This window comes from Nonomuraea sp. NPDC054003 (assembly GCF_055585125.1).
The window spans coordinates 198,911-224,948 of the sequence record NZ_JBVJKR010000012.1; the positions used below are offsets into that span (position 1 = coordinate 198,911).

The 26,038-nt window shown below is 72.9% G+C and carries 20 protein-coding genes; 11 read left to right on the forward strand and 9 right to left on the reverse strand.

Annotation, left to right across the window (positions count from 1 at the left end; genetic code table 11):
- Positions 1–3: 3 nt before the first annotated feature.
- Complete coding sequence (locus tag ACZ6YG_RS29910; protein ID WP_148033059.1) at positions 4–420, reverse strand: DUF7144 family membrane protein; 417 nt, start codon at positions 418–420, stop codon at positions 4–6.
- 973 nt (positions 421–1,393) lie between these two features.
- On the opposite strand from ACZ6YG_RS29910, the gene ACZ6YG_RS29915 reads away from it, so the two are divergent.
- From ACZ6YG_RS29915 to ACZ6YG_RS29940, 6 genes are read left to right on the forward strand one after another with little or no spacing between them, the layout of a single operon-like run.
- On the forward strand, positions 1,394–2,890 hold the full coding sequence (locus ACZ6YG_RS29915) for an ATP-binding protein (RefSeq protein ID WP_466019831.1): 1,497 nt from the start codon (positions 1,394–1,396) through the stop codon (positions 2,888–2,890).
- Between the two features lie 55 nt (positions 2,891–2,945).
- The gene (locus ACZ6YG_RS29920) at positions 2,946–3,353 is read left to right on the forward strand and encodes a roadblock/LC7 domain-containing protein (RefSeq protein ID WP_219546228.1); all 408 of its coding nucleotides are present in this window, start codon (positions 2,946–2,948) and stop codon (positions 3,351–3,353) included.
- Positions 3,350–3,700, forward strand: a complete 351-nt coding sequence (locus ACZ6YG_RS29925; RefSeq protein ID WP_148033056.1) for a DUF742 domain-containing protein — start codon at positions 3,350–3,352, stop codon at positions 3,698–3,700. Before ACZ6YG_RS29920 ends, ACZ6YG_RS29925 begins: the two co-directional genes overlap by 4 nt.
- Positions 3,681–4,259 carry a GTP-binding protein gene (locus tag ACZ6YG_RS29930; protein ID WP_148033055.1) on the forward strand — a complete coding sequence of 193 codons (579 nt, stop codon included), beginning with the start codon at positions 3,681–3,683 and terminating at the stop codon, positions 4,257–4,259. Before ACZ6YG_RS29925 ends, ACZ6YG_RS29930 begins: the two co-directional genes overlap by 20 nt.
- The gene (locus ACZ6YG_RS29935; protein ID WP_187281286.1) at positions 4,256–5,581 is read left to right on the forward strand and encodes a cytochrome P450; all 1,326 of its coding nucleotides are present in this window, start codon (positions 4,256–4,258) and stop codon (positions 5,579–5,581) included. The genes ACZ6YG_RS29930 and ACZ6YG_RS29935 overlap by 4 nt, the downstream gene beginning before the upstream one ends.
- Positions 5,485–6,705: a cytochrome P450 family protein gene (locus ACZ6YG_RS29940; protein WP_466019832.1), complete on the forward strand. Its 1,221-nt coding sequence runs from the start codon at positions 5,485–5,487 to the stop codon at positions 6,703–6,705. The genes ACZ6YG_RS29935 and ACZ6YG_RS29940 overlap by 97 nt, the downstream gene beginning before the upstream one ends.
- Before the next feature lie 98 nt (positions 6,706–6,803).
- On the opposite strand, the gene ACZ6YG_RS29945 is transcribed toward ACZ6YG_RS29940, so the two are convergent.
- The gene (locus tag ACZ6YG_RS29945; RefSeq protein ID WP_148033053.1) at positions 6,804–7,022 is read right to left on the reverse strand and encodes a hypothetical protein; all 219 of its coding nucleotides are present in this window, start codon (positions 7,020–7,022) and stop codon (positions 6,804–6,806) included.
- Positions 7,023–7,485: 463 nt separating this feature from the next.
- Here ACZ6YG_RS29945 and ACZ6YG_RS29950 point away from each other — a divergent pair, with 463 nt between their 5' ends.
- The 5 genes from ACZ6YG_RS29950 (at position 7,486) to ACZ6YG_RS29970 (ending at position 15,329) form a co-directional block, all read left to right on the forward strand.
- Positions 7,486–8,808: a cellulose binding domain-containing protein gene (locus tag ACZ6YG_RS29950; protein ID WP_187281285.1), complete on the forward strand. Its 1,323-nt coding sequence runs from the start codon at positions 7,486–7,488 to the stop codon at positions 8,806–8,808.
- A 386-nt stretch (positions 8,809–9,194) separates the two neighbouring features.
- Positions 9,195–10,205 carry a ketoacyl-ACP synthase III family protein gene (locus ACZ6YG_RS29955; RefSeq protein ID WP_466019833.1) on the forward strand — a complete coding sequence of 337 codons (1,011 nt, stop codon included), beginning with the start codon at positions 9,195–9,197 and terminating at the stop codon, positions 10,203–10,205.
- On the forward strand, positions 10,202–10,453 hold the full coding sequence (locus ACZ6YG_RS29960) for an acyl carrier protein (RefSeq protein ID WP_466019834.1): 252 nt from the start codon (positions 10,202–10,204) through the stop codon (positions 10,451–10,453). Before ACZ6YG_RS29955 ends, ACZ6YG_RS29960 begins: the two co-directional genes overlap by 4 nt.
- Before the next feature lie 19 nt (positions 10,454–10,472).
- Complete coding sequence (locus ACZ6YG_RS29965) at positions 10,473–11,516, forward strand: ketoacyl-ACP synthase III family protein (RefSeq protein ID WP_148033050.1); 1,044 nt, start codon at positions 10,473–10,475, stop codon at positions 11,514–11,516.
- Positions 11,517–11,555: 39 nt separating this feature from the next.
- Positions 11,556–15,329 carry a type I polyketide synthase gene (locus ACZ6YG_RS29970; RefSeq protein ID WP_466019835.1) on the forward strand — a complete coding sequence of 1,258 codons (3,774 nt, stop codon included), beginning with the start codon at positions 11,556–11,558 and terminating at the stop codon, positions 15,327–15,329.
- Positions 15,330–15,459: 130 nt separating this feature from the next.
- Here ACZ6YG_RS29970 and ACZ6YG_RS29975 read toward each other — a convergent pair whose 3' ends face one another.
- From ACZ6YG_RS29975 to ACZ6YG_RS30005, 7 genes are all read right to left on the reverse strand, one after another.
- Positions 15,460–16,593, reverse strand: coding sequence for a thiopeptide maturation pyridine synthase (locus tag ACZ6YG_RS29975; RefSeq protein WP_466019914.1), 1,134 nt, complete (start codon positions 16,591–16,593; stop codon positions 15,460–15,462).
- Between the two features lie 11 nt (positions 16,594–16,604).
- Complete coding sequence (locus tag ACZ6YG_RS29980) at positions 16,605–17,624, reverse strand: lantibiotic dehydratase C-terminal domain-containing protein (RefSeq protein WP_466019836.1); 1,020 nt, start codon at positions 17,622–17,624, stop codon at positions 16,605–16,607.
- On the reverse strand, positions 17,621–20,203 hold the full coding sequence (locus ACZ6YG_RS29985; protein ID WP_466019915.1) for a lantibiotic dehydratase: 2,583 nt from the start codon (positions 20,201–20,203) through the stop codon (positions 17,621–17,623). Before ACZ6YG_RS29985 ends, ACZ6YG_RS29980 begins: the two co-directional genes overlap by 4 nt.
- Before the next feature lie 128 nt (positions 20,204–20,331).
- The gene (locus tag ACZ6YG_RS29990; protein WP_148033045.1) at positions 20,332–20,511 is read right to left on the reverse strand and encodes a thiopeptide-type bacteriocin; all 180 of its coding nucleotides are present in this window, start codon (positions 20,509–20,511) and stop codon (positions 20,332–20,334) included.
- A 22-nt stretch (positions 20,512–20,533) separates the two neighbouring features.
- Entirely contained in the window at positions 20,534–22,147 is a 1,614-nt protein-coding gene (locus tag ACZ6YG_RS29995) for a SagB/ThcOx family dehydrogenase (protein ID WP_466019837.1), read from the reverse strand.
- A 44-nt stretch (positions 22,148–22,191) separates the two neighbouring features.
- Positions 22,192–24,135 carry a TOMM precursor leader peptide-binding protein gene (locus tag ACZ6YG_RS30000; protein WP_466019838.1) on the reverse strand — a complete coding sequence of 648 codons (1,944 nt, stop codon included), beginning with the start codon at positions 24,133–24,135 and terminating at the stop codon, positions 22,192–22,194.
- The gene (locus ACZ6YG_RS30005; RefSeq protein WP_466019839.1) at positions 24,128–26,035 is read right to left on the reverse strand and encodes a hypothetical protein; all 1,908 of its coding nucleotides are present in this window, start codon (positions 26,033–26,035) and stop codon (positions 24,128–24,130) included. The genes ACZ6YG_RS30000 and ACZ6YG_RS30005 overlap by 8 nt, the downstream gene beginning before the upstream one ends.
- Between the last annotated feature and the right edge of the window lie 3 nt (positions 26,036–26,038).

Here is a 26,038-nt window from a genome sequence, read left to right on the forward strand (position 1 = left end):
GTCCTATGGGACAGCGCCGCGGTCGAACGCCTTCATCTCCCTCCCGTGGACGGCCAGCGCGTAGATGACGAGGACGTCGAAGACGATGACGATCGTCGACCAGACCGGGTAGGCGGGCAGCCAGGCGAAGTTGACGAGCGCCTGGAGGGCGGCGAGGGTGATGCCGACCACTCGTCCCCAGGTCTTGCCCGTCATGACGGCGACGCCGGCGAGGAAGACGACCACACCCATGACCAGGTGGAACCATCCCCAGAACGTGTAGTTGACGGGAATCGCCAGGTTGTTGGCGGTGACGACGTAGAAGTCGGTGTTGAAGATCCCCACCAGGCCCATGAAGGCCTGGAAGCATCCCAGGATCATCATCCCGATGCCGGCGAGTGCCACCCAGCCGACCCAGCCGGTCGGCTGGGGCGCCTCCATCGTGGGCCGGGCAGGAGCCTGTTGCGGCGTTTCCTGACGGGCTTGTGGAGGCACCTGACCTCGGGACGTCTCCTGCGGTCGTGCGTAGCGTGGATTGGTCATTGCCGGCTCCCTTCGCACGGCAGAGCTTGCGAGGTGGCCCGCTTGCGCGGCCCCGCCTGTGCGCCGAATTCGTCCGGACGCTGTCTCCCGGTGATTCAGCGATTCGGGCAGCTCAGGCGTGTACCTAAAAACACCCTATTCGGTTCTTATGTTCAGGACCTTCGCTTCTCGCCCGCATTTCTCCAAAGGTGTTCAAAATGGTCATTGCCCGGGTCGAAGCGGAACATCTTCCCCATGGGACTTCTTTATCCATTTATGGTGATCGTACGGGTGAGAAAAGGGGATCGCGTTCCCTCTGACGGAGGGCATCGACCGGCCGAGTCCCCGCTCAGGCCGCCTCGGCGCGGTCGAGCTGGCTCGTCGAGGGACATGGCCGCGGCGATGAGCGCCAGGTGCATGAACGCCTGCGGGAAGCTGCCCAGTCCTCGCCCGACGGCCCGATCTCCCACCCGGACGGCCCGCATCAGGCGGTGCCGGCCGGAGGGGCGGGGGAGGGGCCCGGTTCCATGGGGTCGGCGACCTGCCCTGCGCCCATTAGTCCCGACGCCACCGCAATCGGAACAAATCGGGACAATTTGCGCGACGGAATGCACTGAAGACCTTACACACGGTTGACTATCGTGACCAAGCGGGAATACTGGTTTCCCTGTTGGCCGTCGTTCGACTGAGACTGAGGATGCACATGTCGCTTGGCCTCGCCCTGCCTCAGGCAGAGCCGCACCGGGCACGCAGCCGTGCCCACGTCGCGGAAGGGCTCGGTCAACGCCGACGCGGTCCAGGCCGGACGCCGCGCGAGAACCCCACGCGCCGCTAGCAAACTCTTCGGCGGTCGACATCTTTCCGCCGGCTCTCCTCGACCCCAGGACTTGTCATGCCGCCAGACTCCTTCAGCGTTCCCGCAGCGATCATCGCCCTGGTCCTCGCCCTGGCCCTCGTGGGCGTCCTCCTCCACCACGTCCGCGTACGCCGCGATCTCGCCCAGGCCCGCGGGCAACTCGCCCAGGCCCGCCAGGAACACGAACACCGGACGCGCGAGACCAGCGCCACCGAGCAGCGGCTGGCCCACGCGGAGCGCCAGGCCCAGGAGAGCGCGGAGCTGCTGCGCGAGGCCCGCGCCCAGCAGGAGCTCGTCCGCGCCGAGACCGAGCACCTGATCACCAAGCGCGTCCCCGCCCTGCTGTCCCACCTGCGCAGCCCGCACGTGATCGTGCCCGGCGTGCAGCACCAGGCGCTCGCGGGCACGGACGTCGACAGGCAGCACCGCGCCCTCCTCGACGCGTTCACCCGCGGCGTCAGAGAGGAGGGCGAGCGTATCGACGAAGCGGCCCAGGCGGTCATCAGGGGCGCGATGTCCCGCGTGCAGACCCAGGCGCTGCGCGCCCAGGACCTGCTCGCCGGTGTGCAACAGCGCTACAGCGGCGACGAGCACACCGCGCTCCTGCGCGAGGTGCTGGGACTCGACATGTTCAACGAACTGATCATCCGCCGCGTCCAGGTGACCGGCATCGCGTGCGGCGCCACGCCCGGCCTGTCGCGTGACGACACCTACCTGGTGGACCTGATGGTGGGCGCCATCTCCCGGGTGGAGAACTTCGAGCAGCGCATCGAGGGCCCCGCCAACCACCTGCGCCGCCGGATCGGGGTCGCCGCCCGCGCCGCGGAGTCGATCCTGTTCATCACCGCCGAGCTGCTGGCCAACGCGGTCCACCACTCCTACGGCACGCTCAAGGTGACCATCGCCGTGCACGAGACCAACAACGGCGCCGCCATCGTCATCGACGACGCCGGTGTCGGACTCAACGAGGAGCAGTACGCCCGCGCCACCCGCCTGCTGAGCGGCACCCAGCCGGCCCGCCTCGTCGACCTGGGCAACCCGCCCCACACCGGCTGGGCCGCCATCGGCCGCCAGGTCGCGCACTACGGCCTGCAGGTCACGGTCAAGAAGAGCGCCTTCGGCGGCGTGCAGGCCGTGCTGAACATCCCCACCGCCCTGCTCGTGGAGATGCCGGAGGACAGCCGGCCGTCGGTGCTGGCGCCCGAGCCGGTCCGCGCCGCGGCCCCCGCCTTCCGGCCGGAGCCCGTGGCGCCAGCGCCCGTCGCCTCGTTCGCGCGGACCGAGCCCGCGGCGGAGACGCGGCAACAGACAGGAGAGGACCTGGCCCCGCTGCCGCAGCGTCGCCGCCAGTCGCCGCCGCGCCCCGCGTCCGGCCCCCGGCCCGGCGCGGGCGGTTCCCAGGGCCCCGACGGCAAGGTGCTCACCACCCCGGAGGCGGCCCAGAAGCGGTGGGGGGACTTCCAGATCGGAGCCGAAGCGGGCCGCCGCGAAGCGCTCCCGACCCAGCAGCACGACATCACCGAAGGGAATTGACCGTTCCATGGACGCTCACAGCGCTTCTGGCCGTGTTCCGACCAAGGGACGCGCGTTGTCCCTCGACGTGTCCTGGGTCCTGTCGCCCCTGATGGCGCTGCCCGGGGTCACGCGAGGCGTGGTGCTGAGCCGTGACGGGCTGATCCTCGGCGGTTCGGCCGACGTGACGACCGAGACCGGCGAGCGCGCCGCCGCCATGACGAGCTCCGTGCTGGGGGCCGCCCGAGCCCTGTGCGACGGCCTCAGCGGCGGCTCCGAAGGCGGGGTGGTGGACATCGTCATCTCGGCCGACAGCGGCTACTACTACATCGCCCCGGCCGGCGACCGCGCCGCCATCGTCGTCGCCGCCACCGGCGCGGTCAACGTCGGCGCGCTGGCCTACGAGGTGCAACTGCAGGTGCAGAAGCTGATCAAGGCTCTCGACGAGGCCAGCGCGGCCAGGGTGCAGGGCGTGCGGACATGACCTCAGGACGACAACGGCGGCGGGTCGTCCCGGACTACATGGCCGCCGCGAGACTGACCGTGCCCGAGCACATCAGCGTCCAGCGGACGACCCTGGTCTACATCGCGCCCGACGCCGCCACCAACGGGCTGGACCCTCCGGGCTCGCATCTGCTGGCCCTGCTGCGGGACGGGCCGTTGTCGGTGTACGAGTGCGCCGCGCACCTGGGCCTGCCCTACTGCGTGGTGCGGTTGCTGGTCGCCGGGCTGGTCGGCGGCGGAACGCTGCTGACCCGCGATCCGCCGGCCACCGACCTGCCCGACATCGAGATCTTGGAGTTGGTACTCAATGGCCTCCGCGCTCTCTGACAGTCGCGTCAGCGCCGAGCACATCCCGGTCAAACTGGTCATCGCAGGGCCGTTCGGGGTGGGCAAGACGACCATCGTGGGCGCGCTCTCGGAGATCAAGCCCCTCAACACCGAAGAGGTGCTCACCCAGGCGGGCACGCTGGTCGACGACCTCACCGGCGTGAACGAGAAGACGACCACGACCACCGCGATCGACTTCGGCCGCCTCACCCTGCCGGGCGTCGTGCTCTACCTGTTCGGGGCGCCGGGACAGACCCGCTTCCAGGTCCTGTGGGACGAGCTGGTACGCGGCGCGCTGGGGGTCCTGGTGCTGGCCGACACCCGCCGCATCGACGAGAGCTTCGCCGTGCTCGACCTGGTGGAGAACGCCGGCATCCGCTACGCCGTGGCCGTCAACCACTTCCCCGACTCGCCGGACTACCCGCTGGAGTCCGTGCGCCAGGCGCTCGACCTGGACCCGCGCACGCCGCTGATGGTGTGCGACGCCCGCGACCCCGCCTCCGCCCGCGCCTCGCTGATCGCGCTGGTGGAGCACGTCAGAGAGCTGGTGTTGTCATGACCCTGCGCTACATGCCCGACGCCGGGCGCCTGTACGGGCCCGAGTACGCCAGAGACCCGCAGGCCGTCTACGCGGAGCTGCGCGCGCGGCACGGCGCGGTCGCGCCCGTGGAGATCGCCCCGGGCGTCGAGGCCCACCTGGTGATCGGCTACCGGGCCGCCCTGGACGTGCTGACCAACGCCGGCGGCTTCTGGAGCAAGAACTCCGGCGCCTGGCAGGCGCGGCTCCCCGAGACCCCGGAGACCGGCGGGGTGATCGCGATGCTCGGCTACCGGCCGAACGCGCTGTTCTCCGACGGCGCCGAGCACGCCCGCTACCGCAAGGTGATCGCCGACTGCTTCCAGCAGATCCAGCCGCACAAGCTGCGCCAGCTGGTGACCGAGGTGTCGGACTCGCTCATCGGCCGGTTCGCCACGAAGGGCGAGGCCGACCTGGTCGCCGACTTCGCCCGGCTCATCCCGGCCCGCGTCTTCAACCTGCTCTTCGGGCGGCCCGACTCCGACAGCGAAGGCCTGGTCCAGGCCCTGTCGGACATGATGGAGGCCGACGGCGAGACGGGCGCGCGAGGCAGCGAGGCGTTCAGCCGCTACATCGGCGAGCTGATCCAGGCCAAGCACGCCCAGCGGGGCGACGACCTGACCTCCTGGTTCATGGACCATCCGGCCATGCTGCGGACCGACGAGCTGGCGGAGACCCTCGTGTTGGTGACGGCCGCCACCTACGACCCCATGGCCAACCTGATCTCCAACACGATCTCCCGGATGGTCAGCGACGACCGCTACTACAGCTCGCTCACCAATGGCGCGCTCAGCACGTACGACGCCCTCATGGAAGCCCTGCGCGCCGAGCCCGCCATGGCGAACTACGGCCCGTACTTCACGCTCCAGCCCGTGCACTTCCACGGCACCTGGATCCAGCCGGCCGAGCTGGTCCTCGTCTCCTACGCCGCGGCCAACACCGAGCCCACCGGCATCCCCGAGGAACTGCGCTCCGACGGCGGCGCGTACCTGGGCTTCGGCGCCGGGTCGCACCGCTGCCCGGCCAGCGACCCGGCCGTGCTCATCGCGATGACCGCGATCGAACGCCTGACCTCTCACCTGTGCGACCTCGAACTGACCGTGCCCCGCGACGAGCTGTCGTGGCGGCCCGGCCCGTTCCATCGCGCGCTGGCGCACCTGCCGGTGCGCTTCACCCCGATCCGTCCCGACCAGCCAGGAGAATCCCCGTGGGCAATGCGGCCCCCGTCGTCCTCGATCCCTTCGGCTCCGACCTCCCCGGCGAGGTCCGCCGACTACGCGACCTCGGCCCCCTGGTCCTCGTAGAGCTCGCGGGAGGCATCCCGGCCTGGGCGGTGACCCGGCACGACCTGCTCAAGCAGCTCATCCTCGATCCGCTGGTGAGCAAGGACAAGCGGCACTGGCGGCTGCTGCCCCAGGCGCTCGCCGAGCCGGGCTGGACCTGGATCATGACCTGGATCGGCGTGTCCAACATGCTCAGCGCCTACGGCGAGGAGCACCGGCGGCTGCGCAAGCTGATCGCCCCGAGCTTCACCGCGCGCCGTACCAAGGCCATGCAGCCGATCGTCGAGGACATCGTCGCGGAACTGCTGGACGCCATGGCCGCGCAGCCCCGGGGCCAGGCCGTCGACCTCCGCGCCGCCTACGCCCACCCGCTGCCGATGCGGGTGATCTGCGAGCTGTTCGGCGTCCCCGAGGGCATGCGGGAGGAGATGGCCCAGGTGATGGAGGCCATCATGGACACCACCGCCACCCCGGAGCAGGCGGCTGCCACGGCCGCCCGGATCGGCACCGTGCTGCCCGCCCTGGTCGCCCACAAGCGCGAGCACCCGGGCGACGACCTGACCACCGAGCTGATCAACGTCCGCGACAGCGGCGACTCGCTCACCGACGACGAGCTGCGTGACACTCTGCTGCTCCTCATCGCGGCCGGGCACGAGACCACCGTCAACCTGATCGGCAACGCGGTGCACGCCCTGCTCACCCATCCGGACCACCTTCAGCGGGTCCTGTCGGGAGAGGTCTCCTGGGACGCGGTGGTCGAGGAGACGCTGCGCTGGACGCCGTCGATCGCCAACCTGCCGCTGCGCTTCGCCATCGAGCCGATCGAGATCGGCGGCGTACGGATCGAGGCGGGCGACGCGATCATCACCAGCTACCTGGCGGCCGGGCACGACCCCGACCAGCACGGCCCGGACGCCGACCGGTTCGACCCGACCAAGGAACGCGACGAGCACCTGGCCTTCGGCATCGGCGTGCACCGCTGCATCGGGGCTCCGCTCGCCCGGCAGGAGGCGCTCACCGCCCTGCCCGCGCTGTTCGCCCGCTTCCCGGACCTCCGGCTGGCCGTGGACGAGAGCGAGCTGCTCCACGTGCCGTCCTTCATCGCGCACGGCTGGGCCCGCCTGCCGGTCCTGCTGCACCGCTGACCGGCACCGGCCGGCCTCGCGACCGGCAGGAAGAACGGGAGACACACGCGCCCCCCGGTCCGGCCCCTCAGCCCCGGGGGTGCGCGCGGCTCACGGTGTCACGCGTAGAGGAAGTAGTAGCGGTAACGGCCTTCCCACTCGCATGAATAGTCGTCCCACCAGCCCTGGTTTATGCCGTGGCTGCCGATCCGCTGGCACTCCGAGTAGTCCCTGAAGACGCCGGCCAGCCTTTCGGCGTGCGCCGGGGCGGCGCCGATCGTCAGCGACACTCCGAGGACCATGACGGCCGAGACGAGAACAGCGCGTGCCTTTCGCATTCGTCCTCCTGCGACTGGGGGGGTGATCATCACGGTGGACATTATCACCAACCCGGCGTTGGAAAGATTGTCACGTCGAATCGGCCGGGGCAAGAGGATGAAACTTTCACGGCGTTAACCCGAGGTTGCGCGGGTGTTTACTGCCGGTAAGGCCGGTGTCGCTTGCCGAGTGGCTTGTCAAGGCCCCGTGGGTGCTTATCCGACCGCCTGTGCACGCCATGGATGATCTGGTCGGCCTTCGAGCCCTGTGATCCACAAAGTACGATTTATGCCGCTTTTTCAGTCCGGTCTGGATGAAGTGCGGAAAACTTTGACCAGCGTCACTTACGTGTCATATCGTCTCCCCGCCCATATCGATGTGAGCCGCGACACTCGAGCAGGACATTGTTCTAGCAGGGTTCTAGCAGGCGCTATGGCCGGGGACCGGGGAAGCGGCGATCATCCGACCAACCGGAGTCGCACCATGCAAGCTCGAATCCGCACGGCCATGATCGTCGGCATGGCGATGACCGTGCTGGCCGCCGTCGGTGTGTCGGTGGCCTCGGCGCCGCCGGCCCACGCCGCGCAGGTGGTCACCGACATCGCCTACGCGCCCGCGCAACCGGCCGGCAGCAAGGGCCATCTGCTGGACCTCTACCTGCCGTCCACCGGCATCACGCCCCGGCCGCTGCTGATCTGGCACACCGGCTCGGCGTGGACGAGCGACGACGGCAAGGCCGGCACGGACGCGATCGCGGCAATCTTCAACCCCCTGGGCTTCGCCGTGGCCGGCGTCAGCGTCCGGAACAGCGCACAGGCGATCTTCCCGGCCCAGGTGCACGACATCAAGGCGGCCATCCGCTGGCTGCGTGCGAACGCCGCGACGTACCAGATCGACCCGAACCGCTTCGCGATCATGGGCGACTCCTCGGGCGGCTGGCTGACGGAGATGGCCACCCTGTCCGGCGGGGTGGCGGCGCTGGAGGGCACCGTCGGCACGACCGGCGTCTCCAGCGCCGTGCAGGTGGGACTCGCCTTCTACAGCCCGACCGACTTCCTGCAGATGAACGCGCAGAACCTGCCGACCGGCGGGCTCGACCACGACTCCCCGGCCTCCCCGGAATCCCTCCTGGTCGGCTGCCCGATCCAGACCTGCCCGGCCAAGGTGGCCCAGGCCAATCCCATGACCTACGTCGACGCCAACGACCCGCCGCTGATGTTCCTGCACGGCCAGGCCGACTTCCTGGTGCCGCACGGGCAGAGCGTCCTGCTCTACAACAGGATCAAGGCCCAGTGCGGCGACGCCACCTTCGTCTCGGTGCCCGCCGCGGACCACATGATGTCCCAGATCATGGACCCCGCCCAGTACGGCAACCAGACCGTCTACACCACCACCGACTGCTCCGAGACCGTGGGCACCGGGACGCTGAACCCCACCTGGGCCAACTTCGCGACCTTCCTGCGCGGCGGGCTCAAGCTGGGCACCTCCTGTGAGGTCGCCTACGCCACCGGCGCCTGGAACGGCGCCTTCAACGGCACCGTGACCATCAGGAACACCGGCACGACCCCCGTCGACGACTGGACCGTGACGTGGGCCTGGTCGGGCAACCAGCAGATCACGAACGCCTGGAACGCCACGGTGACCCAGACCGGCGCCCAGGTGACCGCCCGCGACGCCGGCCACAACTCCTACATCGGCCCCGGCTCCAGCCAGAGCTTCGGCTTCTCGGCGACCGCCACCGGGACGAACCCCGTTCCGGCCCAGTTCAAACTCAACGACATCGTCTGCACGAAGGTGCCCGCCTGAGACGACGCGCGCCGGGCCCGAGCGTGAATAGCGCCGGGTCCGGCGCCGGATTCGCGGCCGTCACATTCGCGGAAATGGCGGTGTGAAGCGGAAAGAAGCATTTCCGAAATGCGACACGTTCCGTCGGATCTCGATTACGGAATGTCGCGGGCCGGATCACTCGCGGACATATTGCCTTATCCGAGGATCGGCCCCTATCCTTGCTGACGGCTCGCCGGACCATTCCGTTGTATTCACCCGCCGGTCGGGAGCCGATTGATATCCCGGGCCCGAAATAAATCGGATGAGCCGCCTCACGCTGCCCGAGGACCGTTGCCCGGGATCGTCGACGAGTTAGGGGACGTGTGCGTACATCCAACATGTTCGTCAGGAGCCTCGGCGTTTATGTGCCTGACAGCGTGAGCGTCGAGCAGGCGGTTCGCGAGGGCTGGTATCCGGAGGAGGAGGCCGAGAGATTTCGGCAGATCGGCGCGGCGGTGGCGGGCGACATGCCCGCGCCCGAGATGGCGCGGCTCGCGGTCCTGGACGCGTACGACCGCTGGGGTGAGTCCTCCCCGCGCGAGCTCGACCTCCTGCTCTACCCGTCGGTCTGGCACCAGGGCCCGAACGGCTGGCAACCTCAGCACTACCTGCAGAAGCACCTCCTCGGCGGGAACGTTCCGGCGTTCGAGATCCGGAGCGGCTGCGTGGGGATGATCAGCTCGCTGGAGCTGGCGGCGAGCTACCTGCGGGCCGGCGAGGACCGGCGGACCGCCATGGTCGTCTCCTCGGACAACCACGGCACCCCGCTGGTGGACCGCTGGCGGATGACGCCCGGGGCGCTGATCGGCGACGCCGCGGCCGCGCTCGTCCTCGGCAAGGAGTACGGCATGGCCGAGCTCCTGTCGGTGAACGCGACGGTGATACCCGAGGCCGACGCGGTCAACGACGGCGCCTACCCCCTGTTCCCCCCGGACGCCACCGTCGGCAGGGGGCTGAGCTTCGGTGACCGCCACGAGGAGTTCCGCCAGCGGCTGCTCAAGGCGCAGGGGACCGGGATCCACCTGACGATCCAGAAGACGATGATGCAGCAGGTCGAACAGACCCTGGACGAGGCCGGGATCGGGCTCTCCGACATCACGCGGGTCGCCTTCCCGCACGGCCGCCGCGAGGACCTGGACGGGCAGATGTCCTGGCTGGGCATCGACGAGGACCAGACGACCTGGGACTACGGCAGGCGCGTGGGCCACTGCGGCGCGGTGGACCAGTTCATCGCCTTCGAGCACCTGATCGCGACCGGCGGGCTGGTGGCCGGCGACCACCTGCTCATGGTCGGGTTCGGCTCCGGGACGTCCGTCGCCGCGGCGGCGTTCAGGGTCCTGTCCACCTCTCCCGTCACGCAAGGGGCACGCGCATGACCGAGCTCACCCAGAGACTGGTCGCCTTCGTCCAGGAGAACCTCGTCCTGGACGGCGACGACATCGAGGTCGACGAGACGACCCCGCTCCTCGTGTCGGGCCTCCTGGACTCCCTGCGGACGGCGCGGCTGCTGAACTTCCTCCGCAGGGACCTCGGCGTCGCGATCCCCGCGGCGAAGCTCGACCCCGACAACTTCCGGGACGTCGTGACCATCGTGGCGATGGTCCGAGAGCTCGAATCCGTCTAGCCGGGACGAGGGCAGAGTCATGAAGTTGGCGGACACGTACATCAGCGGAGTGGGAACCTTCGTGCCCCGGACCGTCGTCAGCGTCGCGAAAGCCGTCGCCAAAGGCTGGTATCCAGCCGAGGAGGCCGAGCTGCACAACCTGGCCGGGGCGGCGGTGGCCGGTGACGTGCCGGCCCCGGAGATGGCCCTGCACGCGGCGCGGAGCGCGCTCAAGCGCAGCGGGCGGGCGCAGGCCGATCTGGACCTCCTCCTGTACGCCTCGACCTGGCACCAGGGGCCGGACGGCTGGCCCCCGCACTCCTACCTGCAGCGTCACCTCGTCGGCGGGGACGTCCTGGCCACCGAGGTCCGGCAGGGCTGCAACGGGATGTTCATCGCCCTGGAACTCGCGGCCGGCCACCTGGACGCCGCCCCCGGCCGGCAGGCCGCCCTGCTGGTCGCCGCCGACAACTACGGCACCCCGCTGATGGACCGGTGGCGGATGGGCCCCGGCTACATCGGCGGCGACGCGGCCAGCGCGCTCGTGCTCACCAAGGAGACCGGCTTCGCGCGGCTGACGTCCGTCTGCACGACGACGGTGGCCGAGGCCGAGGAACTGCACCGGGGCAGCGAACCCCTGTTCCCGCCGGGCGTCACGGTCGGGCGCCGGATGAGCTTCGCGACCAGGAACGAGCAGTTCCGGCACCAGGTCATGCCCAAGGGCGAGGCCACCTCGGCGCTGTTCAAGATCCAGCGGGCGTTGATGGAGATCGTCGAGCGCGCGCTGGCCGAGAGCGGGATCGAGGCCCGCGATCTCGCCCGGGTGGCGTTCATGAACTACTCCGAAGAGATCGTCGAACAGCGCTGCATGGCCATGCTCGACCTGCCGATGTCCCGCTCGACCTGGGACTACGGCCGCACCATCGGCCACTGCGGGGCCAGCGACCAGATCCTCTCCCTCGACCACCTGCTGACGACCGGGCAGCTGCGCCCCGGCGACCACATGCTGATGCTCGGCACCGGGCCTGGAGTGACCGTCTCCGGAGCCGTCATCAAGATCATCGACACTCCTCCATGGGTATGAACCGAAGGGAAACCAACGCAGATGGTCGACAGTCCGCGGGTGGAACCAGTGGCGGTGGTCGGGATCGGCTGCCGCCTTCCCGGCGACGCCCGCTCACCGGACGAGTTCTGGGACCTGCTGTGCTCCGGCCGGAACACGACCGGGCCGCTGCCGGCCGAACGCTGGCGCCGGTATGAGAACCGGAGTCCGGAAGACGCCGCCGCGCTGCGCGACGCCGTGCGCCACGGCAGTTTCCTGAGCGACATCGAGGGCTTCGACGCGGAGTTCTTCGGACTGTCGCCCCGCGAGGCCGAGCTGATGGACCCCCAGCAGCGGATCCTGATGGAGACCGCCTGGGAGGCCCTGGAGCACGCCGGCCTGCCGCCGCACCGGCTGGCCGGCACCGACGCCGGGGTGTTCGTCGGCGTCTGCACCGCCGACTACGGCGGCCGTCTGCTGGAGGACCTGCCCCAGATCGAGGCGTGGACCGGCATCGGCGCCGCCACCTGCGCCGTCGCCAACCGCATCTCCTACTCACTCGACCTGCGCGGGCCCAGCATGGCGGTCGACACCGCCTGCTCGGCGTCGCTGGTCGCGCTCCACCTGGCCGCGCAGAGCCTGCGGCTCGGCGAGAGCGACGTCGCCCTCGCCGGCGGCGTCAACCTGCTGGTCACCCCGGGCCAGACCCTCACGCTCGGCACCGCCGGAGCGCTGGCCCCCGACGGGCGGTCCAAGTCGTTCGACGCGTCGGCCGACGGCTACGGACGCGGCGAGGGCTGCGGCGTGGTCGTGCTCAAGCGGCTGTCCGACGCCCAGCGCGACGGCGACCGGATCCTCGCGCTCGTCATCGGCAGCGCCGTGAACCAGGACGGGCACACCAACGGCATCATGGCGCCGTGCGGCGAGGCCCAGGAACACGTGATGGTCAAGGCCTGCCGGCAGGCGGGCGTCGCGCCGTCCACCGTCGACTACATCGAGGCCCACGGCACCGGGACCCGGCTCGGCGACCCGCTGGAGGCGGGGGCGCTCTCCTCCGTGTACGGCACGCCGCGGCCCCCCGGCGACCCGTGCCTCATCGGCTCGGTCAAGTCCAACATCGGTCACCTCGAAGGCGCCGCCGGCATCGCCGGTGTCATCAAGGCGGTCCTCGCCCTCGACCGCGGCGAGATCCCCCCGAGCGTGCTGACCACCCTGAACGAGGCCATCCCGTGGGAGGACTCGGGCCTGCGCGTGGTGACCGGGCGATCGGCCTGGCCGGAGCGCGACCACCCGCGCCGGGCGGGCGTCTCCAGCTTCGGCTACGGCGGCACGGTCGCGCACATCGTGCTGGAGCAGGCGCCTCCCGCCCAGCAGACGCCGGAGGACGAGGTGACGGGGGAGCGGCTGTTCCCCCTGTCGGCCGCGTCGGAGCAGGCGCTGCGGCAGTACGCGGGCAAGCTCGCCGATCACCTGGACAGCGGGCTCGACCTGGCGTCGACGGGCCACACGCTGGCGCTCCGGCGCACCCACCTGGCCCGCCGCGCCGTCGTGGTCGGGGCGGGCGCGGACGAGCTGGCGGCCGGCCTGCGCAGGCTCGCGGAGGACGTGCCGGCCGAGGCCGTACTCACCGGGGACGTGCTGCCCGAGCCCGGTCCCGGGCCGCTCTGGGTCTTCTCCGGGCAGGGCTGCCAGTGGCGCGGGATGGGGCGGGAGCTGCTCGCCGTGCCGGAGTTCGCATCCCTGGTCGACGAGGTGGAGCCGATCTTCGCCGAGGAGATCGGCTTCTCTCCCCGGCAGGTCCTGGCCGACGGCGAACTCGACACCATCGACCGCGTCCAGACCATGATCTTCGTGATGCAGCTGGGCCTCGCCAGGCTCTGGAACGCGTACGGGGTCGCGCCGGAGGCCGTCATCGGCCACTCCGTCGGCGAGATCGCGGCGGCGGTGACGGCCGGCGCGATGTCCGTCGCCGACGGCGCCCGCCTGATCTGCCGCCGCTCCCGGCTGCTGCGCCGGGCCGAGGGCAAGGGCGCCATGGTGATGGTCGGCCTGTCCTTCGAGGAGGCGGCCGATCGGCTGGCCGGCCGGACCGACCTGGTGGCCGCGATCGCGTCGGCGCCCGGCTCCACCGTGCTGTCCGGCGACGTCGCCGCCGTCGAGGAGGTGGTGAACGAGTGGCCGGCCGAGGGCATCGTGGTGCGGCGAGTGGCGTCGGACGTCGCCTTCCACAGCCCGCACATGGAGCCCCTGGCCGTCGAGCTGGCCGCCGCCACGGCCGATCTCTCGTTCGGGGCGCCCCGCATCCCCATGTACACGACCGCGCTGGCGGACCCCCGGTCGACGCCGATCCTGGACGGCGCGTACTGGGCGGCGAACCTCCGCGACCCCGTGCGGCTGGCCGCGGCGACGACGGCCGCGGCGCAGGACGGCTACCGCGTGTTCCTGGAGATCTCGCCTCACCCCGTGGTGGCGCACTCCGTCACCGAGACGCTCTCGGAGAACGGGTTCGAGGACGTGTTCGTCGGCACGTCACTGCGCCGCAACCAGCCGGAGGCGGCGACCTTCCTCGTCGCGGTGGGCACGGCGCACTGTCACGGCGTCGACGTGGACTGGAGCCGGCTGCAGCCGACCGGCGGCCTGGCCGACCTGCCGCCGTACGCCTGGCAGCACCGCCGCCACTGGCGCGAGGCGTACGCCGACGACGGCAACCGAGGGCACGACGTGCGCTCCCACACCCTGCTCGGCGCCGCGACCAGCCTCGCGGGCAGCCGGACCCGGATGTGGCGGACCAGCCTGGAGGACGCCAACCGGCCCTACCCGGGCAGCCACGCGCTCAACGGGGTCGAGATCGTGCCCGCCGCCGTGCTGGTCAACACGTTCCTGCACGCGGCCGAGGACGAGGACGTCACGCTCACCGACGTGGAGATGACGCATCCGCTGATGACCGCGGAGCGCAGGCAGGTCCAGGTCGTGCACGAGCCGCCGGCGGTACGGCTCGCGGCCCGCACGCCGGCCGGGCCTGGCGAGCCCGAACCCGCCTGGCTGGTGCACGTCACCGCCGACGTGGCCGCCCCCGGCCAGGTGAAACCCGACGTGCTGCCGGACGCCGGCGATCTCAGCCCGATCGACCCAGGGTTCGTGCACCGGCGGCTGGCCGCCGTCGGCGTGCCCTCGACGGGCTTCGGCTGGACGATCGGGACGCTGCTGGCCGGAGACGGCGCGCTGCGGGCGACGGTACGCACCGGGGAGCCGGGAAGCTGGGCACCGGCGCTGGACGCGGTGATGTCCGTGGCGCCCTGCGTGTTCCCCGGCGACCCGGTGCTGCGCATGGTCGTGCACATCGACGAGGTGGTGCTGACCGGCACGCCGCCCTCGACGGTGATCGTCCACGCGGCCGTGGACCCGGCCGCCGACGACACCGTCCGGGCGCTCCTGGCCGACGTGGACGGCCGGGTGGTGGGACACCTCACGGGACTCCGCTATCCGGTGATCGACGCGCCCGCCCCGGCCGACGAGGATCTCCGGGGACCGGCGGAGTCGTTCGCCGGCCTGGCGCCCGAGGACCTGCGCGAGCGCGTCCTGCCCGAGATCCGCGCGGAGATCGCGGCCGTGATGAGGACGGCCCCCGAGGACCTGGCGATCCGGCGTCCCCTCGTCGAGCAGGGGCTGGACTCGGTGATGACCGTCATGGTCAGGCGGCGCCTGGAGAAGCGCTTCGGCCGCCGTCTCCCCGCGACCCTGCTGTGGCAGCAGCCCACCATCTCCGCGATCGCGGACCACCTGGTGGAGCTGCTCGCGACTCCGGTCCCGGCGGCGGAGACCGCTCCTGAGAGCATGCCCGCGATCGGGGGGTGAGACCGCCGCCTCACCGTGCGCCGGAGGGCGAGCCGTCGGGATTCGTCAAGCTCTGAGTCCGGCGTGTCCATCGAGCCCGGCACCCCTGACGAGGAGGTGCCGGGCTGCGCCCCCGGCCGGCCTGTGCTCGTCAGCGTGACGGTTCCGTGGGCTCACCCGACCCGGCGAACCGGCGCAGGGCGTCCAGTCCCGACAGGCTGTAGACGTCCTCCACCGCGTCGGCCAGCAGGTGGCAGGCCCTGAACCGGTCGAGCGGCGTGAGCCCGAGCCGGGTCAGGTGCAGGTACGTGTAGTTGAGCAGCACCCGGTAGCGCAGGAAGCGCGGGTCGGTGAAGACCGCCGCGTGGTAGGCCGGGTTCTCGTAGATCAGGCGTTGCAGCTCGTTCGGCTCGTGGTGGGGAGCGGGCGGGTCACCGGGCCGCGCCCGGAGCGCCTCGCCCGGCTCGAACGTCGGCTGGACCAGCCGGCCGCTGTCCAGCAGCGTTCCGGCCCGTCGCCGGTAGTCCTCCAGCAGCGCCGCCCACTCGCGTACGAACGCCACGGGCGGCGCGGCGGGGTTGTCCAGGGCGGCGACGACGTCCCGCACCCGCTCGGTGAGCGCGGCCCGCCGTTCCCGGAAGCCCTGCTCGAAAGCGGCGCGGACGCCTTCGGGGTCGGCCGCCCACGTGATGAAGCCCTCCGCGTGCATCCGGTACGACAGGTAGCTCCGCGTGATGTGCTGCGAAGTGTGCGCGACGGTCAGCATGAGGCTCAGCGCGAGCCCGGTCCTGCTGTCACGGCCGGCACGCACGTGCTCCAGCATGCCGAACAGCAGCGGGGTGGCATCGGCGTAGAACGCGGTGAGCAGGTCCACCGCCTCGTCGCTGCCGAGCACGTGCCGGCGGGAGTCGTACGGCGCGTCGTGGATGGAGTTGTCCGGCGGCCACGGCGTGAGCGGCCCGTGCTCCTGCTCCCGCATGGCGAGCAGGCGGTGCCTGGCCAGGCTCGCGGCCGGGTCGAGCGCGGCCGTCGAGGGGTGTGCGCGCAGGTAGGCTCCGATGACCTCGTCCACCCGCGGGCGCACGACCCCCTCCCAGACGGCCGGCGCCGCCTTGACGTTGATCCGCAGGTGCGGGCCCTGCCGCCAATGGCGCAGCACGTACGCCGCCTCGATCTGACCGCGAAGCCCGTCGAACAGCGGCCGCACGGCATCCAGCAGCAGGCCGTCCTTGTCCGCCGCGTGGTAGTAGACGTGCACGCAGTGCCAGGTGGGAGCGTCGGACACGGTCAAGGGGGTCACCTCCGGGAGTCGGCGAGTCCGGCGAGGGCGCGGACCGCCAGGTACGACACGTGGCGCTCGGTCCCGGCACGCAGCCCCAGCCGGTTGTGGAACAGGTGGACGCAGCGCATCAGGATCAGCGACACCGTGCGCCGCTCCGGCGGCGCGGCCAGGGCGAGCAGCGCGTGCGGCGAGCCCGAGTCCCGCGGCGCGCACCGGCCGGCGGCGTGCAGGGCGGCGAGCTCGTCGCGGAGCGCGCACACCGATGCCGCCCACGTGGCCAGCAGGTCGCCGCCGGAGCCGGGCGTGTCCCACAGCCTGCGCGTCTGGGCGAGGAGAGCGCCTTCGCGGCGCCGCCAATCCTCCGCGCTGACGGACTCGTCACTCACCGCTCGCGCTTGGCCGGCGCCGGCGGCGAGGCGGTGGGTGGTGCGGTCCTCTCGTGCCTGGCGGGCGGTGGCGAGGCGGTGGGCGGCGGCGGGCAGGTCCGGCTCGCACGCGGCGGCTGCGACGGTCAGCGCGGCCAGCCCGATCGCCGCGCGCCGGGCCATCTCCGTACCGGCGCGCAGCACGTCCAGGGCGAGCCGGCTCGACTCCGCGAAGTGCCGTTCGGCGGCGGCGACGCAGGCGGCGTCCCCGTACGCCTCGTATTCCGGCCGGTAGCCGATGAACGCCACCGAGCCGGCGGGACGCAGCCGCTCGTCGTAGGACGTGCGCCGCTCGCCCGCGGCCATGGCGGCCGCGAACGCGCGGTAGGCCGCCGCGTCGACCGGCGGCGACGGGTGGGCGGCGAAGTGCGCCGCCGCCCGCTCGCGCACCAGGTCATGGACGCGCGACGCCCGCGCCGGGTCCGGCACCTCCAGCCGCAGCCGCACGTGCTGACCGCCCTCCCAGTAGCGCAGGAAGAACGCGCGGCGCACGGTGCCGTCCGCTGCCAGTTCCCGCGTCACCGGGTCCACCACGTCGTTGATCAGCGGGTCGAGGTCGCCGGAATGGAACAGGTGCGCGCCGATCCAGCGGCTGCCGGCGTCCGTCATCGGCCCGGCCGCGCGGAGAGCTGGACGACGTACTCGGTGACCCGGCGGCCGGGGCCGTAGCGGGGCGCTTGGGAGGGATCGGGCAGGGCCTCCTCGATCACCAGCAGCGCGCCGGGGTCGCGCAGCGCGCGCAGGAACCCGTTCAGCAGCAGCATGTCGGTGACGTCCACGTACATCGGCTTGCGGTCCTTGCTCAGCAGCCCCACCAGCAGGCCGTCCCGCAGGTCCACCACCCGGGCGAAGAACCGGCGGGGCACCTCGTGCAGCGCCAGCCACTCGGCGAGCCTGGGGAGGTACGAGGCCTCGCCCTCGCCCTTGGCCGGCACCGGGAAGGTGCCTGCCCGGAGCCGCCACACCGCCCGGGCGAACGTGACCCGCCCGAGGTCCATCCGCGGCCACCGTTCCACCTCGCCCTCGCCCGGCACCTCGCTCCGGGTGCGGAACACCCAGCCGGGCACCATCGCCGTGGACGGCTCCCCGAACGTCCGCACCAGGAACTGCAACCACGGCGGCAGCCAGTACTGGGCGGTCATGCCCAGGTGGACCGGCCGGACCGGGCGGCCCGCGCCGTCGAACAGGGTCAGCCTGTCGCATCCGGGGTCGTAGCCGACGGTGAGCTCCGCCGGCGAGACGCGCGGGAGGTGCGCGTCCGGGGCGGTGAAGGGGTGGTCGAGGGCGAGGTCGGCCGCGGCCGGACGGGCGTTGAGGCCGCCGCCGACGAGTCCGCGGAACTCGGCCACCAGGACGTCGCCCTGCGCGGCGCGGAGTTCGCCGGCGGGCGGCGCGTCACCGCCGGCGAGGACGACCAGCCGGTGCAGCCGCGACAGGCCGCGCCCGTACCCGGCGGAGATGGAGTTGACGACCGCGCGCAGGGCGCCCGGTCCCGGCACGGCCTGCAGGTAGCAGCAGATCGACCCGGGGGGCCGGACGAAACTCGGCCAGTCGCCGGCCATCTCGGCCAGGCGGGCGGCCGTGAGGTCGACCACCGGCCCCGGCTCCCGCGCGCCGGTCTGTTCCCAGAAGCTCCGCCGCAGTCCGGTGAGCCGTACCAAGCCGCGCGGCGGCTCGGCGTCCGGCACCTCCCGCGTGCCCGCCACCGGGTCGCGCAGCATGCCGCGCAGCAGCGCTCCGCCCTCGCCCGGCGCCTCCTGGTGTATCTCGCGGTAGAACGTCAGTGCGGGGATCCGGCCGCCGGGGCCGTGCCGGTCCAGGAAGAACGCGGCGGCGGCGATCTTGACGGGCAGGTCGGGGTCGAACAGGCCGAGCAGCCCGCGCAGCGCGTCGAGGTCGTCGCACACGTCGCGCCAGGCCGGCGCGCTCAGCCGTCCCGCGACGCCGGGGATGACGGCGCTGTGCCAGAGCAGGTTCTTGTCCGGCAGCGACGGCCCCGGCGGCAGCACTTCCCGCAGCGCTTCCCGTACGACCGCGGACGCCTTCTCGTCGCCGGGCCGGGTGACGCCGTCGCGCAGGGCCGCCGCGACCCGGCCGACAGCTCGCGTGTACGGCGCCGGGCCGTCCTCCGCCAGCCACGACGCCAGCCGGCCCACCGGGTCGTGGCCTTGCTCGTCGTACGGCGCGACGAACTCCAGCAGCCCCGCGTCGGCCAGCGGCTCGATCCCGGGGGCGGCGGCCAGGGTGGGGCAAGGGTGCCCGCGCACCCAGTCGAGGGCCTCCCGCACCGCCGGGCTCGACGGCACCGCGGACAGCGGCTCGCCGTGACCGGCTCCGAGGAACCAGATCCGGTCGCCGTCTTCGGCCGCGGTCGGGTTGACGCGGAGCCGGGCGCGCTCCCGTACGCGCCGATGCCGGGTGAGCGCCGCCCACAGCGGGCGCAGGACCGCCCGATCCAGCTCGACCACCAGGCGCCAGGCGGGTTCGCCGCCGGTCGCCGGCGCGGGGCCGTCCGCCTCCCACCGGCCCAGGCCGCTGAGCGTGAACGTGGCGTACGGGCTGGTCTTGACGGTCGCCCGGGCGAGATAGCGGGCCAGCCGCAGCAGCTCCTGCCGTTCCGGCCGGCGGTCGGCGGGGCCGGCGAGCCAGGCGTCGAGGCGTCCGGCCAGCACCGGGCTGCCCTGGGCCAGGCCGTGCCGGAAACCGGCGTCGGACACCGCCTCGCGGAGCAGCGCCGTCTTCTCCCGCGACTCCTCTGCCAGGGCGGCGGGCAGCGCCGCGCGCAACTCGTCCGCGCGGCGCCGCAGGGCGGTCCACGCGCCGACGCGGGCGGTCAGGTCGGCGGGGAGGGCCGCCAGCGCGTCGGCGGTCGCGGCCCCGCCGCTCAGGCGGCGTCCGGAGAACACCGCGCGCCGTAGCGCCACCAGCCCGGACCGGGCCGGACCGGGCGCGGTGCCGCCGATCACGTCGTGCAGCGGATCGGACAGGTCCGCGCCCTCCCGCCGCAACCAGGCGGAGACGTTCACCAGCTCGTCCACCAGCCGCCACGTCCGGGTGCAGCGCATCCGGTCCAGCCCGGCCACCGGCAGCGCCGCGACGCGGACAGCGAGGACGGGCGAGACGGCATAATCGGGATCAGCGAGCCTTGCCAGGTCGCCGTCCCCGGTGACGGGGACGGTGTGCGTCACATCGGTCAATCGAACGCGCTCCTCGTGAGGGTTCGCCAGGGGCCGAGGGCGCCCACGGCACGGGCGCCCTCGGCCCTGCTCGTCATACCGGTGACCCGGGGGTCACCGGCGGGCCGACGCCTCCGGCGTCACGCCTCCGGAGCCCAGCAGCTGGTGGCCGTCAGGTAGGACGAGCAGTAGCCCAAGGCGGAGGAGGCGCCGGTCTCGATGGCGCCGTGGCCCTCCACCACGAGGGAGTCGGCCGACACGACCTCAATGGAGTCGACGTCCAGGCCGCGCAGGTCGAGCTTGAGGTTCTCAGCGGACATGTGCTTCTCCTTCTGATTCCGATCAAAGGTGATCTGTACGGGTCAGGCTCTCGTCGGAGCGGGGCATCACCTCCTCGTGCACAACGGCCGGCATGGGGCGGGCCACCAGGGGCCCGCCGGTCGGGGGAGTGCCCAGCAGCAGGAAGGACAGGCTCCGCAAGGGGGTCCCGGCGAGGCCGAGCACCTCGTCGGTGGTCTCGTTGGCGCCGTCGGAGTGGATGCGCGCGGCCAGGCCCAGCGCGGTGGCGGCCAGCGTGGCCCGCTGGACGACCAGGCCCGCCTCCATCTGTTGCATCCGATACCAGCGGTCCCCGAACAGGCGCGCGCCCGCGACCGGGTCGCCCGCGGGGACCAGCGCGGCGGCGGCCCCGCGCAGCGCCACCCGGGTGTTGGCCAGCAGCCGCCCCGTGGCCACCTCGTCCCCCCGCTCGGCGCCGGCCAGCTCGTGGAGCGTCCGCCGGGCCGGGTCGTACCAGTAGGCGCCCCGCGGCAGGCCCTCCACCCGCAAGGCCAGCAGGCACAGCGCGGTCGCGGCCGGCCCTGTCTCGGCACCCGGCAGGTCGGCCGGGTAGCCCTCGCCCGCCGCGGCCAGCACGGCACCGAGGGCCGCGCCCCTGAGGGGCACCGGCCGGTAGCCGGCCAGCGGGGACGTGCGGCGAGACGCTCCCGGGCCGGCGCGGATCCCGGTCGCGGGCTCAGGAGCCGGGAAGGCCCGGCCCGCCCGCGCCGGCGGCCGTGGCCGCAGCGCCTCCGCCGGCTCCGGCGAGCCCGTGGGGGAGGCGGCGGAGCAGGCTCGGTGCAGGGCCGCGGCGAGGCCGTCAGGCATGGGCTTGGGCAGCGGCGTGCTCTCGCCGGCCACCGGGCGCTCGATCAGCTCGCGGGCGGACGGGGAGGCGTCCGGGCGCCCCGCACCGCCGGGTGGCAGGGTCAGCGTGAGCACGGCCAGCGCGGCCTCCCGGGCGCCGTCGAGCCCGAGGAGCCGGTCCACCTCACCGTCCGGGAACCGCAGCCAGGCCCGGCACGGCAGCCCCAGCCGCCCGCCGGCGGCCAGCGCCTGGGCGACGAGCACGCCGGTCTCCTGGCAGATCAGGCGGTAGCCGAAGTCGCCGTACTTGAACATCGACCGCCAGAACACCGCAGACAGGACGATCGCCACGTCCGCCGCCGGACCGTCCGCGAGCAGGCCGGCCAGTGCCCCGGTGTGGTCGCCGCCGCGCACGCGCTCCAGCACGTGGTGCACCGGATCGTAGTGGTACAGGGCGGCCGGCAGGCCCTGCGGGCGCGGCTCGCCCGCGGCCACGTACGCCTCGATCGCGTACAACCCTCCGCCCGACGGCGCCGGCCGGCCGGTGAGGAGCATGGGCGGCCGCCCCGCGGGTTCGCCGCCGTCGTCGAGCTGATGGCACCAGACGAGCCTGGTCATGCCGAGCAGGTCCCGCAGCAGTTCGCCGATCCGGCCGAGGGCCGAGCCGTCGCCGGACTCCCAGGGGAGCCGCGTCCGTACGGCGTCCGGGTAGCGCTTGTGCCTGGTCGGCGCGCCGCCCCAGTCGATGGACAGCGGGCCCCGGTTCCGCATCGCGGCCAGGTAGCGGCGGGTGGCCGCGCCGGCCTCGTTCGCCGCCGTGGTCGGGTGCATACGGGTTCGCCTCGCTTCCTTCGTCGTGCCGGTGGTGACCGGGGTCAGGGGAACGGATGAGGATAGGGATTCAGCTCTTCGGACCCCAGGTCGCGGTCCCGGTGACCGAGGAGCCGCGGCAGGCTCAGCAACCGCGGCAGGCCGTGGACGCGCCGGTAGCGGTGACCGAACGTCATGGGCGCCGTACCCGGCACGATCACCTTCGCGGCGGACATGCCGCACGCCTTCGCCTCGGGCGAGGTGATGTCGACGGCGATCACGTCGAGGCCGCCGGCCAGGAAGCGTGCCGCCAGCTCGGCCACGTCCGCGCGGAGGTCGTCGTGCGCGGGCCACCCCGCACGGGCCGTCACCTCGGCGACGGTCAGCGTGGGCCCGTCCAGCGGCAGGAAGCCCAGCCGGTCGAACGCGTCCGGGTGGGCGTAGGCCAGGGGATGGTGCTCCAGCAGCCGCACCTGCTCGGGGTCGGCCGCCAGCCGGGCCGACGACGCCGGGTCGTAGCGGTCGATGTGGCCTGCCAGCATCGGGCCCAGGTCCTCCAGCGCCCGGCGGAGCGCCCGCTGCGGCACCAGGTGGGAGGCGGAGCCGCACAGCACGCGCGGCCGGTCCGGCCGGTCCAGCGCGTCGACGGCCATCACCCAGAACACCGGCACCCGCTGCTCCATCAGCGCGGCGAACGCGTGCACGTCGTAGCCGAGCCGGTCGCGTACCCGCTGGGCGAGCATCGGGATGCGGCGGTCGGAGGCCGAGCCGAGGTCCACCCGCGGAATGGGCATCCGGGCATACCAGGTGGCCAGGGCCGCGTCCCGCTCGGCCACCTCCAGCAGGCCGTACAGGATCGCCTCGGCCGGGTGGCCGCCCAGGGCACAGCCGTTGGAGCACTCGTAGGCGAATCCGAGGTCGTCCGCCGGGCGGGGGCCGAAGAAGGCGTAGCTCTCCGGCACCAGCACCGGCGCGTCCCGTGCGAACGAGTACGCCCACACCCACGAGGTGGGCCGATCCGGACGGAAGCGGGTGAACAGAAAGCCGGGCCGGTCGTACCAGTCGTCCGGATAGAGGCCCAGCGTGCGCGGGTCGAGCGCGTCGCCGGCGATGTCGTCGTAGGCGGCGCGCACGACGGTCCGCCGGCCGCGCGGGGCGATGCCGGCGATCCGTTCCAGCGCCTCGGCGACGGCGGTGGCCCGCGCGGACGCGAAGTCGCCGCTGCGGCCGTAGCCGTGGTGGCTCTCGTGCTCGGTGCGAGCCGGGCTGAGCCGCGCCACCGCGAGCGGGCCGCCGCCGCGCTCCTGCGCGACCAGAGCCTGCACGGTGCCGGTCTCCGGGTCGACGAACCGCTGTTCCCACTCCGCCGCCCGGTGGCCGATGCCGCTGACCCGGAAGGTCGCGGGGTCCGGCTTGGGCGCGGGACGGGGGACGTACCGAGCCGCGTGCGGTCCGTCGTCGGGCCGCACGCCGCAGTCGGGGCAGAACGGGTCGGGAAGGAACGGGTGGTGGCGTACTTCGGCGTTCGGCAGGCGGACCTTCAGCAGCGCGCCGGCGGTCCGCGCGGAACCGGGGTCACGCCGCAGCCGGCGCACCTCGTCGGCGACCAGCGCGGCGACGGCGCGCGTGACGAGCGGTGTGAGCAGCGCGCTGGGCCGGGAGCCGAGGTCCGCGCCCCACCGGGCGCGCAGCCTGTCGCGAGCCACCGCGTCCGGCCGGTTGCCCGCGCGTCTCCGTTCCACACAGGTCGGGCAGCCGGGCAGGGGCGGGCGCGCGGCCGGGCCCACCAGCGCCCAGCCCGCCTCCACGCGCACCGGCAGCCACGACGCGCCGCTCTCGGCCGCGCGTCGCGCCACTCCCGGGTACGGCCGCACGTCGTCGGCGTCGCTCGCGACCACGATCACGGGACCGGTGGCCGAGGCGAGGGCCGCGCGGATGGCCGCGTACAGGCGGCCCTCACCCAGAACGGTCACCGGGTCCGCGTACGCGGTGACGGCGGCCTCAGTCATCGAGCAGCGCGACGTGGGTGACGAAGGGGAGCAGCCGGGCGGCCTCGGGGTCGCCGTCGAGTGGCACCGCCACCGGCACCTTGCCCAGGCGGCGCAGCCCCCGGGCCATCCTCCGTACGGCCTCGGAGGGGTCGCCGTCCGGCGGCCAGAAGGGACGGGCCTCGGCGTACGCGGGCTGCCCGGCGGTCCGCGACTGCCAGCGGAGCAGCAGCCGCTCCAGGCCGTCGCGCAGCGCCGCCGGGGCGGTGGCGGCGACGGACACGATCGGGTCCTGGCCGGGGACGGTGAGGGAGATCGCGGGCACGCCGAGAACGGCCGTGTGATCGCTCACCTCCGGCGTTTCACCGGCCAGGACGAGCTGGCGCAGCAAGGCCTCCGCGATCGGATCTTCCGTGGGACCCACCGGCGCGCCCCTCCCGTCCGCCTCCAGAGTGCCCGCCAGCAGGTGCTCGCACCGGGCTCGCAGACCGGCGGCCAGCGCCTCCGGCCAGCTCAGCCCGGCACCGGTGCCCACCGGAGGGCACGGCGTGCCGAAACCGGTGAGCCGGAGATCGGACACCGGCACAGGAAGAGGCCGGCCCTCCGGCAGTTCCACGCCCCATATCGTCGCTTCCGGGTCGGCACTCGGGTCGACGGTGAGCAGACCGTACGTGGCGAGTGCGGCGAGCAGGCAGCGGAGCCGGGCCGTCCGCTGGTCCGGTCCCCAGCCGAACACCTGCGGAGGCGGCGCCCAGCCGGGCAGCGCCCCGAACGGGTCCGAGACGGTCGCCCCGCACACCGCCAGCGGGGACTGGGCCAGCGCCTGCTCGTCCAGCATGCCGAGGAGGCCCAGGCGCGAGTCGACCAGCTCGGGGGTGCGGCCGAGCAGGCTCTCCGCCTCGATCGGCGTGGCCGTCGCCAGCACCGCGGCCCGGTCCCCGATCGCCTCCGGGCCTCCGCCAGGACGGGTGCCCGCACGTGGACGGGCCAGGAAGCGGTGCGGGAGCGTGTCGAGATTGCGCAGGTCGACCCGGGTGAGCAGGCGCTCCCGGTCCGTGTCGAGCCCGGTCACCTGGGAGAAGCAGGCGAGCGCCAGCATGGCGGCGACGACCTTCGGCACCGGTCCTGTCAGCCAGTCCTCGTTCGACGACGCCGGGGCCGCGGCGGGCAGCGCGGCCAGCCGGTGCCAACCGGACTCCGCGGCTGTCACCGAGGGCCGACCCACCCTGCTGAGCCAGACCTCCGCAGGACCGGCGAGAGCCTGGCCCAGCACGACGTCGCCCGCCTCGGCCAGGCGGGCCGTCGCCACCAGGTCGTCGAGGTCCGCGCTGACCTGGAGCACGACGTCGGCGTCCCCGGTGACGGCCCGGACGAGCGCGTCGCCGGCGGGAGAGAGCGCCCGGATCTCCTGGCGGGGATCGCGCCGGACGGCCTCGGCCGCCCGGCCGGCCGCCGTGGCGACGGGACAGATCACGGCGACGTACCGCCACCCTGAACCGACACACGCCTCCACCAGCGCCTCCAGCAGCGGGCCCGCCCCGGCCAGCACCAGGCGGGCGCTGCGGATCCGCTCGAATCGCGCCTCCGGCGAATCCAGGGCGTAACCGATGAAGGCGATCTCTTCCGCGTACGCGCGCAGCTCCGCGTCGGTCAGTCCGTGTGGCCGCGCCTGCCGGTCATCCACCACGAACCGGTGTTCGGCGAGCCGGCCCACGAGGCTCTCGACCATGGCCTGCTTGTCGGCGGAGAGGTTCGACGTGAGCTCGTCCAGGGTGTGCCGGCCGGTCAGCGCGGGCGCCAGCCTGCCGAGCCAGGCGTACGCGTGCCGTCCGCGTAGCGTGCACGCACCGTAGTCACTGTGCACGTAGGCCCCGTCGGGGCATTCGACGAACCGGACGTCGTCGCGTAGTCGTGGTCTCATCGC